Source organism: Flavobacterium petrolei (assembly GCF_003314435.2).
GTDB lineage: Bacteria > Bacteroidota > Bacteroidia > Flavobacteriales > Flavobacteriaceae > Flavobacterium > Flavobacterium petrolei.
The window spans coordinates 87,009-101,470 of the sequence record NZ_QNVY02000006.1; the positions used below are offsets into that span (position 1 = coordinate 87,009).

Consider the following 14,462-nt stretch of genomic DNA (forward strand, 5'->3'; position numbering starts at 1 on the left):
GGTGATAATTTACTTTGTCAAAAATAAGTAAAATTATAGGAATCTTTAATTTTTATTGCAGCAAGAATCCTTTGCGTAAAGCATTAGTTTTTTATCGTTTTTGTTTATTTTTGCTCTATGAAAAATATCATCATCACAGGAACGAGTAGGGGAATAGGATTTGAGTTGGCATTGCAATTTGCTAATGCGGGACACCAAGTGTTAGCCATTTCCAGAAAAATTCCTCAAGCTTTATTGGGTAATGAAAATATTACCTGTCTTTCAGTTGATTTATCCACAGAATCTGAAGTAGTGAAAGTAAGCGATTTCCTTTCCAAGTCTTGGAAACAAATAGACGCAGTCATTCATAATGCGGGAAGTTTATTGCTGAAGCCCTTTTCAGAAACGACTCAGGAAGATTTTGAAAATATCTATAGAGTAAATGTTTTTGGAGTTGCTAATCTGACTCGAATTTGCCTGCCTTATTTACAAAAAGGAGGCCATGTGGTAACAATAAGTTCTATGGGCGGAATTCAGGGAAGTTTAAAATTTGCCGGATTAGCAGCGTATAGTTCGAGTAAAGGAGCTGTTATTACACTATCAGAATTATTGGCAGAAGAATACAAAGAGCGTGGGATTTCTTTCAATGTTTTGGCTTTGGGTTCCGTTCAAACAGAAATGCTGGCTGAAGCTTTTCCAGGCTATCAAGCACCAATATCAGCGGGCGAAATGGCCAATTATATTTATGATTTTACTTTGACTGGAAATAAATATTTCAACGGTAAAGTATTGCAAGTTTCTTCTACGAATCCTTAATTCATAATTACTTTGAGCGAAACCTTAACCAGATACATTCCAGAGCATGCGGTAAAACCCGTTTTCGAACTTATTGTTGCCAATCAGGTGCATCTTAAGATTGTGAACGAGCGTCAGACGCGTCACGGTGATTATCGAAAAGGGTTGAACGGAAAGCATGAAATCACGGTAAATTCAAATCTGAATAAATACAAGTTCTTGATTACATTGATTCATGAAATTTCTCATTTGGTTGCGTTTGAAAAATTTGGAAGAAACATTAAACCTCATGGAAACGAGTGGAAATATTCTTTTCAGCGGTTGATGATTCCCTATATTCGGCCAGAGATTTTTCCGAATCATTTGTTGCCTTTATTAGCGAGGCATTTCAAAAATCCAACAGCCAGCAGCGATACTGATGCCACATTAGCTTTGGCATTGAAACAATTTGACCAACAAAATGATAAAAATTATGTGTTTGAAATTCCGTACGGAAGTATTTTCAGAATCCAAAACGGAAAGATTTTCAAAAAAATAGCGATAAGAACCAAGCGTTTTGAATGTCTCGAAATGAGTTCTGGAAAGACTTATTTATTCAATCCTAATGCTGAGGTAGAATTGTTGAAATCAAGTTAGCCTTCTATTCTTTCAAATATGCTTCTCTTACTTTTTTGAACAAATTAGAAGAATAAACAAAGGCAACAACAGCTTCGTTATCGGTTCTAAAAATTTCTTCTTTAGTTCCTTCCCAAGCTTTTAAACCATCTTTAAGGAATAGAATTTTTTCTCCAATTTCCATCACAGAATTCATATCATGGGTATTTATAACCGTTGTGATGTTGTATTCTTCGGTAATTTCTTTGATAAGATTATCAATCAAGATTGCTGTATTTGGATCTAAACCAGAGTTTGGCTCATCACAAAAGAGGTATTTTGGATTGTTTACAATCGCGCGAGCAATCGCCACCCTTTTTTGCATTCCTCCTGAAATTTCAGATGGTAATTTTTTGTGCGCATCCGTTAGAGCGACTCTTTTTAATACAAAGTCTACACGCTCTTGAATTTTTTTATTATTGTCTTTAGTGAACATTCGCAACGGAAAACCAACATTTTCAGCCACAGTCATCGAGTCAAACAAGGCACTTCCTTGAAAAACCATTCCGATTTCAGTTCGCAATTCTCGTTTTTCATCCGGATTTAATTCGGAGTAAATTCGGCCATCAAATGAAATAGTCCCAGATTCTGGCGTATGAATGCCTAACAGACTTTTAAGTAAGACCGTTTTTCCGGATCCACTTTGTCCAATAATTAAATTTGTTTTTCCGGTTTCAAAAATCGTCGAAATACCTTTAAGAATTTTATTTCCGTTAAATGATTTTTCTATGTTTTTTACTTCTATCATGATCCTAGTAACAACTGCGTTAATATATAATTGAAAAGTATTATGGAAACCGATGTCCAAACAAAGGAAACGGTACTGGCTTTACCAACTTCTAGAGCACCGCCTTTCATATAATAACCGTGAAAAGAAGGAATAGTTGCTAATAACATCGCAAAAATCAATGTTTTAATGAAAGCGTAAACAATATGAAACGGAATAAAATCCATTTGAGTTCCATTTATAAACTCAGCGCTTGAAATAAATCCACCATAAACACCAGCCATCCATCCACCGAGAACACCCAGAAACATAGCAATTCCTATTAGAAACGGGTACAATAGTAAAGCAATTATTTTAGGGAAAACAAGGTAATTCAATGAATTTACTCCCATCACTTCCAGTGCGTCAATTTGTTCTGTAACCCTCATTGTTCCAATACTAGAGGTAATAAATGAACCCATTTTTCCAGCCATAATCACCGAGATAAAAGTAGGCGCGAATTCTAATATTACAGATTGTCGTGTTGCGAAACCGATAAGGTATTTTGGAATTAAAGGGTTTGTAAGATTTAAGGCTGTTTGAATAGCAACAACCCCTCCAACGAAGAAGGAAATGAAGGCAACAATACCTAATGATCCGATAACTAAATCATCAATTTCTTTAAAAATTAGATTTTTCATCACAGACCATTTTGTCTGTTTATTGAAAATTTCTTTCAGCATTAAGAAGTATCTTCCTATTTGCGTTATATAGCGAATGAGCATCATAAGTTTTGCGAATATGGGCTAAATTACAAAAAATGTCAGGAGTTATCCCTTTTGGTTCAGCAGTTTTTTGATTTTGTTGGCTAAAAAAGCTTTTCTTTCATTTTTTTCAAACGATATTTCCGAATGAATTTTGCTTGTTCTTCTGTTACCAATAAAGGCGTTTTGGCCGCTTTAGCTTTCCAATACCCTTTAATATAATCTATAAAGAGCAGCGGTTTCTTCTTCATCATCGCCAGTTTTGCAGAAGCGATAGAAGTGATAAGGAACCCGTAACCTAAAGTATAAAATGCTTCTCCTTGTTTGTATCGGGCTGTTTTGTTGTAGTTTGCGCCGGTTGGTTTTAAATGTTTTACAATTAATGAAGCATCAGTAACCACTTTCCAACCATAGAATTTTGATAGCAATTCATCAACCGTGTCCCAACCCATAGCAGGTTTTAAATTTCCTATTTGTTGGAAACATTGTTTTCTATACGCTTTGAATGCACCACGAATATGGTCTTTATCAGTAAGATTTTCCAGAATCCATTCGCCATTTTTTTCGATGTAAGCGAATCCGCCAGCCATTCCTATCGTAGCATCGTTTTTGAAAATGTTTAAAATAGTTTCAAAATAATTGTTGGGTAGAATTAAATCGGCATCCAGTTTTACAATCACTTCATAATTTTCGTCTAGTGTTTCAAAACCTTTGTGAAAAGCCTGAATAACTTTGCTTCCTGGCAAATGTATCGCTTCAGATGTTTTATTTACTAAAGTAATAAAAGGATTATTATTAGCGAACGCTGTTACTATTTCGGCAGTTTTATCCGTTGAATTATCATTGACAACGACAATTTTTTTTGGCAAAACGGTTTGTGAAATCAAAGAATCTAATGTTAAAGCTATAAAAGCTTCTTCGTTATGCGCCGGAATGACAATGTAGTAATTCATTATTTTATTTTTTCGGCGTAAACGATGTAATATCTTGGCGTGAACTTTCTTAGCAATGGTCGAATTCCAAATTTCTTAACGGGATTGGTCCATTTTTCTCTATCTATTATTTTCCAACCTGTTTTTTCCAAAAGCCAGTCCAGTTGCCAATCTTCAAATTCATGGTAATGTCTGTCCCACATATCAGTTTTACTGCGGTAAGCTGGTGAAAACCACAAACGCAATGGAATGGAAATAATAAGTTTATCTGATTTTATTTCACTTAAAATCGTGTAAGGATTTAGTAAATGCTCAAAGATTTCGAAAGCGGTTACTACTTCCTGTTTTTCAATTGAAAATACTGATTGGTCTTTGTCTAAGTCTTCTCCTGTTGTATTTGTAACTGAAAACCCTTCGGATTTCATGATTTTAGAAAAAGGATTCTCAACACCTAAATCTAATATTGTCTCTGAAGTGGAGACGTGTTTTTTTAAAAATTCTAAAGTATGTTTGAATCTTTTATTGGGAAACGTTTTTTCGTACATGTTTTTTTGATTTTGCCGCTAGGGCACGAAGGCACAAATATAGTAATAAATGTGTTTTTTGGCATTGTTTTTTAGCCCGGATGGAAAGAAAATCCCGGAGCTTCAAAATGTAGTTTTTCAAGGTGCAAAAAGCGACTGAAAGAAGCTTTCTTGCACCTTATAAAAACAAGATTTGTAGTGAGGAATTGTAATGTACAGCCGGATTAGCTCCTGAATGACATATTCCTGAATGGACTAATATCGGTAAACAAAGGCATTAATGTTCATTCCGGCTCCAACAGAAGCAAAAATCATAACATCGCCTTTATGGATTTCTTGGTTTTCGATTTCACCACGAACTAGCAAGTCAAAAAGGGTAGGAACTGTAGCCACACTGCTGTTTCCAAGTTCATGGATGCTCATAGGCATAATGTCTTTAGGAACAGGCCTATCGTATAATTTGTAAAAACGTTGAATTATTGCTTCATCCATCTTCTCGTTGGCCTGATGAATGAGAATCTTTTTTACATCGTCAATTCCAAGTCCGCTTTTGTCTAAACAACTTTTCATTGCTGTAGGAACATTGTTTAATGCAAATTCATAAATTTTACGTCCGTACATTTTGATGTAACGGGTGTCTGGGTCTAAATCCGAATTGTATGAATTTCCGAAATATAAATAATTAGCTTCGTCGTTAGCATACGTTGCACTTTCATAAGACAGCATTCCAGTTTCATCATCGGAAGCCTCAATAATAGAAGCGCCAGCTCCATCAGAATAGATCATAGAATCTCTATCGTGCGCATCTACCACTCTAGATAGCGTTTCGGAACCAATAACCAAACAGCGTTTCGCCATTCCTGATTTGATGAATGCGTTGGCTTGAAGTACACCTTCAATCCAGCCTGGACATCCAAAAAGAATGTCGTAAGCGACACATTTTGGATTTTTTATCTGTAATTTATTTTTGACGCGAGTGGCCAAACTTGGAAGCATATCAGATTGAATTGTCCCGTGTTTTACATCTCCAAAGTTATGTGCAAATATAATGTAGTCAATTGTTTCCGGATCGATCCCAGCATTTTCAATTGCTTTTTGAGAAGCAAAAAAAGCTAAATCAGATGAATTTAAATGGTCTTCAGCATATCGCCTATGTTCGATTCCGGTGATGCCCTTGAATTTTTTAATTACGACTTCGTTAGGATAACCAAATGCGGTTCCATCTTCATTCAAAAAAACATGTTCGCCAAAGTCAGTATTACTTACTTTTTTCTCAGGAATATAGCTTCCTATTCCAGCTATTTTTATTTTCATTGCGTTAAATTTCCAAAATTTGATGCTAATTTAATCATTAAAATTTTACTACACTCACAAAATTTACTATGCGTGCATATAATTGTGAAATAATAATTTATTGGCAAAAATATTGATTATTTCATTACGAATTATAAGTTTTGGTGTGAATTTTATTTCTTTAATCTCGTAAGTGAAAATACAGTTGTTATTGTTGCAATTTAATGATAATTTTCGATAAGTAATTTTTATAAAAAAAAATGTCCCGATTTCTCGAGACATTTTAAGTTATTATTTAGCTTTCCATGTATGCTTCAATCGGTGCACAAGAACAAACTAAATTTCTATCGCCGTATGCTTCATCTGCTCTACGAACGGTAGGCCAGAATTTATTTAAGGCAATGTATTCCAGTGGAAATGCTGCTGCTTCACGAGTGTATGGGAAGCTCCAGTTATCAGTGGTAACCATCATCAAAGTATGTGGTGCATTTTTTAATACATTATTTGGGTTTTCTAAAGTAGCGGCTTCAATTTCTTTTCGGATAGCAATCATCGCATCACAAAAACGGTCTAATTCCTCTAAATTTTCACTTTCGGTAGGTTCAATCATTAAAGTTCCGGCAACAGGGAACGAAACGGTTGGAGCATGAAAACCATAATCCATCAAACGTTTTGCAATATCAGTTACTTCAATTCCTTTTTCTTTAAATGGACGGCATTCCAAAATCATTTCGTGTGCCGCACGACCCATTTCTCCAGAATACAACGTATCATAGTGACCGTTTAATTTCTCTTTAATATAGTTCGCATTTAAAATTGCATATTCAGTAGATTGTTTCAAACCTTCAGCACCAAGCATACAGATATAACCATATGATATTAAACAAACCAAAGCGGAACCCCATGGCGCAGCAGAAATTGCCGTAATAGCGTTTTCTCCACCAGTTGGAATTACAGGATTTGTTGGTAAAAATGGAACTAATTGTGGCGCTACACATATTGGTCCTACACCAGGTCCACCACCTCCATGAGGAATAGCGAATGTTTTGTGTAAGTTCAAGTGACAAACATCAGCACCAATAGTTGCAGGATTTGTTAATCCAACTTGTGCATTCATATTCGCACCATCCATATATACTTGTCCGCCGTTATCGTGAATCAATTGTGTGATTTCTTTAATTGCGCTTTCAAAAACACCGTGAGTCGATGGGTATGTAACCATCAAACAAGAAAGATTGTCTTTGTGTAAAAGTGCTTTTTCACGTAAATCTTCTACGTCGATATTTCCGTTTTCTAATGTTTTAGTAACCACAACTTTCATTCCTGCCATCGCTGCTGAAGCTGGATTTGTTCCGTGAGCCGATGATGGAATTAAAGCAATATTTCTATGGTGATCTCCTCTGGATTGGTGGTACGCACGAATAACCATTAATCCGGCATATTCACCTTGAGCTCCTGAATTAGGTTGTAAAGTAGTTCCGGCAAAACCAGTAATGACATTTAATTGTTGTTCTAGTTTAGCCAACATTTCTTGATATCCTTGTGCTTGGTCTAATGGTGCAAACGGGTGAATGTTATTCCATTGTGCCATACTTAGAGGTAACATTTCTGAAGCAGCATTCAGTTTCATGGTGCAAGAACCTAGTGAAATCATCGAGTGATTTAACGCTAAATCTTTTCTTTCCAGCATTTTGATGTAACGCATCAAAGCGGTTTCTGAATGGTGTTTATTGAAAACATCGTGCTGCAAGAACGTTGATGTCCTGTTTACGTTTTCTGGGAAATGATTGGTTTCTGATAAACTTTCAATAGTGTTTACCGGAGTTCCATTTGCAGAAGCGAAAACAGCAATAATTTTATTTAAATCGGTAATACTTGTTGTTTCGTTTAAGGAAATTGAAATCGTATTGTCGTCTACGTAATAGAAGTTAATTTCGTTTTCTTCAGCAATCGATTTTACTTTTTTGGCATCAGCCTTAATAACGATAGTGTCAAAGAAAGCGGTATTGGTTTGTTGATAACCTGATTTTTCTAGTGCGTTTGCCAACGTCGCTGCAGAAGCGTGAACTTTGTCAGCGATGTATTGTAATCCTTTTGGACCATGATAAACGGCATACATTCCTGCCATAACTGATAATAGAACTTGCGCAGTGCAAATGTTTGAAGTTGCTTTATCGCGCTTGATGTGTTGCTCACGTGTTTGCAACGCCATACGCAAGGCACGATTTCCGTCGGTATCAACAGTTACACCGATGATTCTTCCTGGCATACTTCTTTTGTATTCGTCTTTTGTAGCGAAGTAAGCAGCGTGTGGACCACCGTAACCTAAAGGAATTCCGAAACGTTGTGTAGTTCCAAGGACTACAGCAGCGCCCATTTCTCCTGGAGGAGTCAGTTTTACTAAACTTAAAATATCAGCAGCAACAGCTACTTTTATTTCGTTTTCAGCAGCTTTAGCGATAAATGCGGCATAATCATAAACTTGTCCAAATTTCCCCGGATATTGCAGGATTGCTCCAAAATATTCCGATGAAAAATCGAATGTTTCATGGTTTCCAACTACTAATTCAACTCCGATTGGTGTCGAACGTGTTTGTAAAACAGATAAAGTTTGTGGTAATATTTCTTCAGAAACGAAGAATTTATTAATGTTGTTTTTCTTTTGGTCACGAGAACGAACGTCAAAAAGTAATGCCATTGCTTCTGCAGCAGCAGTTCCTTCGTCTAATAAAGAAGCATTAGCGATTTCCATTCCGGTTAATTCGATAACCATAGTTTGGAAATTCAAAATTGCTTCCAGACGACCTTGAGCAATTTCAGCTTGATACGGTGTGTAAGCAGTGTACCATCCTGGATTCTCAAATACATTTCGTTGGATTACTGCAGGAATAATTGCTGCATTGTACCCTAAACCTATGTACGATTGAAAAACTTTATTCTTATTCCCTAATTTCTGAATGTGATTTGCAAACTCATATTCGGTCATTGCAGGTTCTAAGTCTAAATCAGATTTTAAACGAATGTCACTTGGAATCGTTTCTTGAATCAATTGTTCCAGTGTTTCTGCCCCAATCGTCTTCAACATGTGTTCTAAATCATTTTCTCTTGGGCCAATGTGTCTTAATGCAAAAGCGTCTGTTTTCATTGTATATAAAATGGGTTGTGTGTTTCTTGTTTTAAAAGGCTGTAAAATTAAATATTAATATGCTATTAATTGCCTTTTTTTACTTGATTTTCTGTGAATTTTTCAACTAAAAGCCGTTCTTATTAACACTTTGATTAATTTTGTCTAATGAGGTTTTTTAAATTAATTTTTGATTTCTATATTAATAGTAGTATTCACGTGGCTTTTTCGTGTTATGCCTTGGTCAGAATGACGCAACACATGTTCCACATTCCGGAAGGCGATGCAGTTGCTCAGTTTGCTTTTTTCGGAACGATTGTCGGCTATAATTTTGTGAAATACGATGCTTTGGCTCGAGCCAAAAAAATACAAATGCGGAAGGAACTTAAAGCAATTACTTTGTTCAGTTTTTGTTCGTTTATTTTGGTTGGCTTTTATTTTTTTCAGTTGGAACGCGTTACCCAGATTGTTGCTATTGCTTTTTTGAGTGTCACATTGCTGTATACGCTTCCCTTTTTTCCAAATAAAAAAAATGCAAGGAATTGGGCTGGTGTCAAAATTTATATCGTGGCGTTGTGTTGGGTTGGTGTGACGCTGGGATTGCCAATTTTAGATGCGGGCATATCAATAAACCTGGATTTCTATCTAAAATGTATGCAACGCTTTGTATTGATTTTTGTATTGGTCCTTGTTTTTGAAGTCATTGATTTGGCTAATGATGGTCCACATCTTAAAACCGTACCGCAGCAAATAGGAGTAAACCGAACCAAAATATTGGGGATTTTACTTTTGATTCCATTTTATTTTCTGGAGTTTTTCAAAAGTGTTTTGGATAAAAATCAGTTAATAATCAACTTGATTTTAGTGATTGTCATTTCGTGTTTTATCCTTTTTGCTAATGAAAAACGGACAAAATATTACACTTCTTTTTGGGTAGAGAGTGTGCCGATTTTTTGGTGGTTATTGCTTCTCATTTTCTGATAAAGCTTTCAGTGTTTTATTTCTTTCGAGAATGAAATTAATCATGTGATTTTTCAAAAACAAGAAATCAAATAATTCTCCAAAAAAACCATAGGGTACTTCGTAATATATTTTGTCTTTCATAACGGTTAATCCGCCTTTTTCAAAAAAAATATGTTCATGACGAAAGGATTTGAATTTCCCTTCCTCCATTTCATCCACAAAATAATCATAGAGATTCATCGCTGTTATTCTACTTTTATGTGTCAGGTAAAAACCAAAATGCTTCCCACGCCAAGTTACCGTTTCGTTGTAATTTATCAATCCAGAAGTAACGCCGTCAATAGCGGTTTCTTTTGTGGGACTGGCAGATTTTTGATGAACGTCAATGTCTCTGGAAATGTCAAAAACAGTTTGTATGGGTGCATTTATTTTGGTCCGAATTTTTATTCTGGTCATTAAAGTTTTATTTTTCGTTTGTCTTCAATAGTGATTTTCGAGCCTATGGCCAGAAATACAGAAGTGGGTTTTAAATCTTTAATAAAAGCAAATTCTTTTCCATAAACACTTTCAAAATCAATAACGGATTCGTTTCTGGTTACTTCATATTGCTGCCATCTGGGATGGGTGACTTGGTATTCAAAAGTTTCATTTTCATTGATTTTGGTATAGCCAAAATAATGCTCCGTGATAAACTCAGCTTCAGAATCGGGTTCAATTGCAATGGGATTTTTTTGTGTTGCTACCTGGATGGTATTCCAATTATTATTCACTTTCCATTGGTATATAAATTCTCGGGAGTTTTCATTTACTTTCAGCATATGTTTCATGGGCAAAGTTCGGTAATGCTCATTGTAAAAGGTATTGGCAACAAATGAAATCGCATATTTTGGAACAATTTCACTGATAAAAACCGCACCTCTTTTCCACACACCGTTTTCAAAACGTCTCACATAAAACCGAAGATTTACCTCTTCAAAATCAGAATGAAACGGTATTTTCATTCCCAAAACACGAACATTTTCAAATAGGAATCCAATAAAACTAACATAACATTTGCCGTTCCAGAAATCTATTTCCGTTCCTGCAGGAACATACTTTTGCAGGATTTCGGGATTGACTTCATAATTAATCATGGCTAAATTGTTCCATTCGGCTTTTAAAAAACTCATCTTTTGTTGGTTTTAATTTTTGGGTGTGTTGGAATGCTATTAAAAAACCCGAAGTAACAGACTTCGGGTTTTCAATAATTATGTTTCTAAAGCAATCCTGCTCTTCTTAATAGGGCTTCTGGCTTTGGTTCTTGTCCTCTAAAACGTTTGTACAAAATCATCGGATGTTCTGTTCCGCCTTTCGAAAGTACATTTTCCTTGAATTTAGTTGCCACTTCTTTATTGAAAATACCTTTTTCCTGAAAATATTCAAAAGCATCAGCATCTAGCACTTCGGCCCATTTGTAGCTGTAATACCCAGATGAATACCCGCCTTGAAATATGTGTGAAAACGAAGTACTCATTGCATTCTCCTTTACATCAGGATACAATTGTGTGGCTGCGAACTGTTCGGTTTCAAAAACCTTGATGTCTTTGATATTGGAAGGATCTTGCGCATGCCATCCCATATCTAATAATCCAAAACTCAATTGGCGCATGGTTGCCATTCCTTCTTGGAAACTCGCGCTTTCTTTGATTTTATGCACTAATTCCATCGGAATCATTTCGCCGGTTTCATAATGGTATGCGAATAAAGCCAATGCTTCTGGTTCGTAGCACCAATTTTCTAAAATCTGACTTGGTAATTCCACAAAATCCCAATATACTGAAGTTCCTGATAAACTTGGATAAGTGGTGTTGGCTAAAATGCCGTGTAAAGCATGACCAAATTCATGAAACAAAGTCGTTACTTCATTGAAAGTTAACAACGATGGTTTGGTCTCAGTAGGTTTTGTGAAATTACACACAATAGAAATGTGTGGTCTTTCGTTACTTCCTTTTTTGATGTATTGGGATTTAAAAGACGTCATCCAAGCACCGTTTCGTTTGCCTTTTCTTGGAAAGAAATCAGCATAAAAAACAGCAACAAGTTGGTCATCTTCATCTTTTACTGCGTATGTTTTTACTTCTTCGTGATATTTATCCACTTCAAAAATTTCTTCGAAAGTGATTCCGAATAATTTTTGCGCTACTGCAAAAGCACCGTCCAGAACTTTTTCTAATTGAAAATACGGTTTTAATATTTCATCGTCCAAATTGAATAATTGCTGCTTCAATTTCTCCGAATAATACGCGCCATCCCATTTTTCGAGTTGCTCGATTCCGTGAAGCTCTTTTGCGAAAGCAGTCAATTGTGCAAATTCTTTCAAAGCGGCCGGTTTGGCTTTTTCTAGTAAATCATTCGAGAATGTTTTTACTTTCTCCGGACTTTCTGCCATGCGTTCTTCAAGCACAAAATGAGCGTGAGTGGCATAACCTAAAACCTGTGCTCTGTCAAAACGTAATTTTGCAATTTTTAGCACGATTTCTTGGTTATCAAATTCGTTGTTTTGAAAACCTTTGGCACCAAAAGCAATTGCCATTTTCTTGCGCAATTCTCGATTATCAGCATACGTCACAAATGGAACATAACTTGGGTAATCCAACGTGAAAATCCAACCTTCTTTTTCTAGGCTTTTAGCTAAAGAATGAGCGGCTTCGATTGTTCCTTCGGGTAAACCGGCTAAATCGGATTCATTTGTAATATGCAATTGATACGCTTGTGTTTCGGCCAAAACATTTTCGCCAAACTGCAAACTTAATTTTGATAATTCTTTGTCGATTTCTCGCAATTGATTCTTTTTGTCTTCCGATAAATTGGCCCCGTTTCTGGAAAAGCTTTTGTATTTTTTGTCCAAAAGTGTGGTTTGTTCCGGATTGAGATGTAGTTTTTCTCGTTGCTCATAAACCGCTTTTACTCTGGCGAATAAATCCGGGTTTAGACGAACATCGTTTCCGAATTCAGACAATAAAGGTGAAACTTCCTGAGCGATTTTCTGAATTTCATCATTAGTTTCTGCGGAATTCAAATTGAAAAAGATACTTGAAATTCTGTCCAAAACATCGCCGCTGAATGCTAATGCTTCAATCGTATTTTCGAAAGTTGGTTTTATCGGATTTCGTACAATTGCATCGATTTCGGCTTTTGCCAATTCGATTCCTTTTTGAAAAGCAGGAAGAAAATCTTCATTTTTAATTTTCGAAAAAGGTGCAGTATTATATTTTGTATTGAAATGGTGTGTTAGGATGCTCATTTGTATTTTGTAATAAAAATAATTCGATGTTTAAAGAAATCAAAGGTACGGATTTAATAAAAAAAATGGTGTTGTCGAGGGGATTGATTTGAACCAAAATAGTGGATTCTAAAGTGTTATTTAAATGTTATTTATTTCGTTTGGCAGTAATAAAGCCCTAAATTGTGAAAAAATGATTCGTTTTATAAAAGACGAATCAGAAAAAATATAATAAATTTAAAGAAAAGATGAATTATCAAATTACAATAAATAGCGCGAATACTGTTGATGAGGTTGAAGAATATTGGACAAATGAAGATTATATAAAACTACTTGAAAAATTTGATTATCCGGATGCTGCGGAGGCGGATCCTGCCAGTTTAAGAGAATTGTTATTTATGGCAATTTCTGATTTTGAAGCCAGAGATGCTGCTGCAATTGTATTGGAATATAAATTATCAGAAGCTTTGAATGAAGGTCAGATTCAGCAAATTTCAAATGATATGTTCTTGGATAAAGTATGTGAGGAATATCCCGAAATAGGATTGCATTCGACTTTGTTTCATATTAATCAACTGCTTTTTAAAGCCTATAACGGTACTTTTCCTAATGCAAAAGCGACGATTATCGAATGTAGTTTTGCGCCAGCAGAAGGTGAAAATGAAAATGAATTGACTAAAGAAAGTATTTTAAAATTATTAAATAACGGATTGTCAGGTAGTAATTTGATCAAAAGATTATTTGACAGCCAAATGTCGGAAAACGCGCCTTTCCCAGAAGCCGAAGACATTTTATGGGATGTTAAGATAACGGATAATGTGAATTATACGATTATGACTTCTGAATATTGGTTGAGCAAGGACGATATCATTGCATCAGAATTTGAAGGAGTTCTTGAAATTGTAGTTGATGCTGAATAACCGTTTCAAGGTTTAAATAAATGAAAAAAAGCTCCGTTATGGAGCTTTTTCTATTTCTGTAGACTTTCGGAAGCGATGATAACCGCTTCTTTCAATCCGGTTTTGTATTTAATTACTTTCTCTAGTATACTTTTATTGTGACTTCCTATGATTTGAGCGGCAAGGATTCCTGCGTTTTTTGATCCGTTTAAGGCAACGGTTGCTACGGGAACACCACCGGGCATTTGCAGAATGGATAAAACACTATCCCAACCATCGATTGAATTACTGGATTTTATAGGAACTCCAATTACTGGAAGTGGCGACATTGAAGCGACCATTCCTGGTAAATGTGCAGCGCCTCCGGCACCAGCTATTACTACCGAAATGCCACGAGTGTGTGCGTTCTGACTAAAATCAAATAATTTTTCCGGTGTTCTGTGTGCCGAAACTATATCGACTTCAATTTCTATTTCGAATGCTTTTAGGATATCGATGGCTTCTTGCATGATGGGCATATCGGATATACTTCCCATTATTACGGCTACTTTCATTTTTTCTTATTTA

The 14,462-nt window shown here is 35.7% G+C and carries 14 protein-coding genes; 4 read left to right on the forward strand and 10 right to left on the reverse strand.

Annotated features, from left to right (window positions below):
- Positions 1-117 precede the first annotated feature (117 nt).
- Together DR871_RS14835 and DR871_RS14840 are read left to right on the forward strand one after the other, a co-directional pair.
- Positions 118-795 (forward strand): SDR family NAD(P)-dependent oxidoreductase, encoded by a 678-nt coding sequence (locus DR871_RS14835; protein WP_113666939.1) that lies wholly within the window; start codon positions 118-120, stop codon positions 793-795.
- A 12-nt stretch (positions 796-807) separates the two neighbouring features.
- The gene (locus DR871_RS14840) at positions 808-1,410 is read left to right on the forward strand and encodes a SprT-like domain-containing protein (RefSeq protein WP_113666940.1); all 603 of its coding nucleotides are present in this window, start codon (positions 808-810) and stop codon (positions 1,408-1,410) included.
- A 4-nt stretch (positions 1,411-1,414) separates the two neighbouring features.
- Here the strand turns inward: DR871_RS14840 and DR871_RS14845 are convergent, their stop codons facing one another.
- The 6 genes from DR871_RS14845 to gcvP all read right to left on the reverse strand — a co-directional run bounded on the left by DR871_RS14845 (position 1,415) and on the right by gcvP (position 8,792).
- On the reverse strand, positions 1,415-2,176 hold the full coding sequence (locus tag DR871_RS14845; protein ID WP_113666941.1) for an ABC transporter ATP-binding protein: 762 nt from the start codon (positions 2,174-2,176) through the stop codon (positions 1,415-1,417).
- Positions 2,173-2,922, reverse strand: a complete 750-nt coding sequence (locus tag DR871_RS14850) for an MlaE family ABC transporter permease (RefSeq protein ID WP_113666942.1) — start codon at positions 2,920-2,922, stop codon at positions 2,173-2,175. Before DR871_RS14850 ends, DR871_RS14845 begins: the two co-directional genes overlap by 4 nt.
- Before the next feature lie 80 nt (positions 2,923-3,002).
- Positions 3,003-3,851 carry a glycosyltransferase family 2 protein gene (locus DR871_RS14855; protein ID WP_113666943.1) on the reverse strand — a complete coding sequence of 283 codons (849 nt, stop codon included), beginning with the start codon at positions 3,849-3,851 and terminating at the stop codon, positions 3,003-3,005.
- Positions 3,851-4,375, reverse strand: coding sequence for a methyltransferase (locus tag DR871_RS14860; RefSeq protein WP_113666944.1), 525 nt, complete (start codon positions 4,373-4,375; stop codon positions 3,851-3,853). The genes DR871_RS14855 and DR871_RS14860 overlap by 1 nt, the downstream gene beginning before the upstream one ends.
- A 234-nt stretch (positions 4,376-4,609) precedes the next feature.
- Complete coding sequence (locus DR871_RS14865; RefSeq protein ID WP_113666945.1) at positions 4,610-5,668, reverse strand: 3-oxoacyl-ACP synthase III family protein; 1,059 nt, start codon at positions 5,666-5,668, stop codon at positions 4,610-4,612.
- Between the two features lie 274 nt (positions 5,669-5,942).
- A complete protein-coding gene (gene gcvP / locus DR871_RS14870; RefSeq protein WP_113666946.1) occupies positions 5,943-8,792 on the reverse strand; it encodes an aminomethyl-transferring glycine dehydrogenase in 2,850 nt (949 codons plus the stop codon).
- 147 nt (positions 8,793-8,939) lie between these two features.
- On the opposite strand from gcvP, the gene DR871_RS14875 reads away from it, so the two are divergent.
- Positions 8,940-9,752 carry a UbiA prenyltransferase family protein gene (locus DR871_RS14875; protein ID WP_113666947.1) on the forward strand — a complete coding sequence of 271 codons (813 nt, stop codon included), beginning with the start codon at positions 8,940-8,942 and terminating at the stop codon, positions 9,750-9,752.
- On the opposite strand, the gene DR871_RS14880 is transcribed toward DR871_RS14875, so the two are convergent.
- The 3 genes from DR871_RS14880 to DR871_RS14890 form a co-directional block, all read right to left on the reverse strand.
- Complete coding sequence (locus tag DR871_RS14880) at positions 9,732-10,190, reverse strand: SRPBCC family protein (RefSeq protein WP_113666948.1); 459 nt, start codon at positions 10,188-10,190, stop codon at positions 9,732-9,734. The genes DR871_RS14875 and DR871_RS14880 overlap by 21 nt on opposite strands.
- Positions 10,190-10,903 (reverse strand): YqjF family protein, encoded by a 714-nt coding sequence (locus DR871_RS14885; RefSeq protein ID WP_113666949.1) that lies wholly within the window; start codon positions 10,901-10,903, stop codon positions 10,190-10,192. The genes DR871_RS14880 and DR871_RS14885 overlap by 1 nt, the downstream gene beginning before the upstream one ends.
- An 86-nt stretch (positions 10,904-10,989) precedes the next feature.
- Complete coding sequence (locus tag DR871_RS14890; RefSeq protein WP_113666950.1) at positions 10,990-13,017, reverse strand: M3 family metallopeptidase; 2,028 nt, start codon at positions 13,015-13,017, stop codon at positions 10,990-10,992.
- 227 nt (positions 13,018-13,244) lie between these two features.
- Between DR871_RS14890 and DR871_RS14895 the strand changes: the two genes are divergently transcribed.
- A complete protein-coding gene (locus tag DR871_RS14895) occupies positions 13,245-13,916 on the forward strand; it encodes a hypothetical protein (RefSeq protein ID WP_113666951.1) in 672 nt (223 codons plus the stop codon).
- 50 nt (positions 13,917-13,966) lie between these two features.
- Here the strand turns inward: DR871_RS14895 and purE are convergent, their stop codons facing one another.
- The gene (purE, locus tag DR871_RS14900; protein WP_113666952.1) at positions 13,967-14,449 is read right to left on the reverse strand and encodes a 5-(carboxyamino)imidazole ribonucleotide mutase; all 483 of its coding nucleotides are present in this window, start codon (positions 14,447-14,449) and stop codon (positions 13,967-13,969) included.
- Positions 14,450-14,462: the final 13 nt, after the last annotated feature.

Coding starts and splice junctions, on each gene's coding strand:
- DR871_RS14880 (WP_113666948.1), bottom strand. CDS start 10,190: ATGACCAGAATAAAAATTCGGACCAAAATAAATGCACCCATACAAACT.
- DR871_RS14855 (WP_113666943.1), bottom strand. CDS start 3,851: ATGAATTACTACATTGTCATTCCGGCGCATAACGAAGAAGCTTTTATA.
- gcvP (WP_113666946.1), bottom strand. CDS start 8,792: ATGAAAACAGACGCTTTTGCATTAAGACACATTGGCCCAAGAGAAAAT.
- DR871_RS14890 (WP_113666950.1), bottom strand. CDS start 13,017: ATGAGCATCCTAACACACCATTTCAATACAAAATATAATACTGCACCT.
- DR871_RS14895 (WP_113666951.1), top strand. CDS start 13,245: ATGAATTATCAAATTACAATAAATAGCGCGAATACTGTTGATGAGGTT.
- DR871_RS14865 (WP_113666945.1), bottom strand. CDS start 5,668: ATGAAAATAAAAATAGCTGGAATAGGAAGCTATATTCCTGAGAAAAAA.
- DR871_RS14885 (WP_113666949.1), bottom strand. CDS start 10,903: ATGAGTTTTTTAAAAGCCGAATGGAACAATTTAGCCATGATTAATTAT.
- DR871_RS14845 (WP_113666941.1), bottom strand. CDS start 2,176: ATGATAGAAGTAAAAAACATAGAAAAATCATTTAACGGAAATAAAATT.
- purE (WP_113666952.1), bottom strand. CDS start 14,449: ATGAAAGTAGCCGTAATAATGGGAAGTATATCCGATATGCCCATCATG.
- DR871_RS14835 (WP_113666939.1), top strand. CDS start 118: ATGAAAAATATCATCATCACAGGAACGAGTAGGGGAATAGGATTTGAG.
- DR871_RS14875 (WP_113666947.1), top strand. CDS start 8,940: ATGAGGTTTTTTAAATTAATTTTTGATTTCTATATTAATAGTAGTATT.
- DR871_RS14860 (WP_113666944.1), bottom strand. CDS start 4,375: ATGTACGAAAAAACGTTTCCCAATAAAAGATTCAAACATACTTTAGAA.
- DR871_RS14850 (WP_113666942.1), bottom strand. CDS start 2,922: ATGATGCTCATTCGCTATATAACGCAAATAGGAAGATACTTCTTAATG.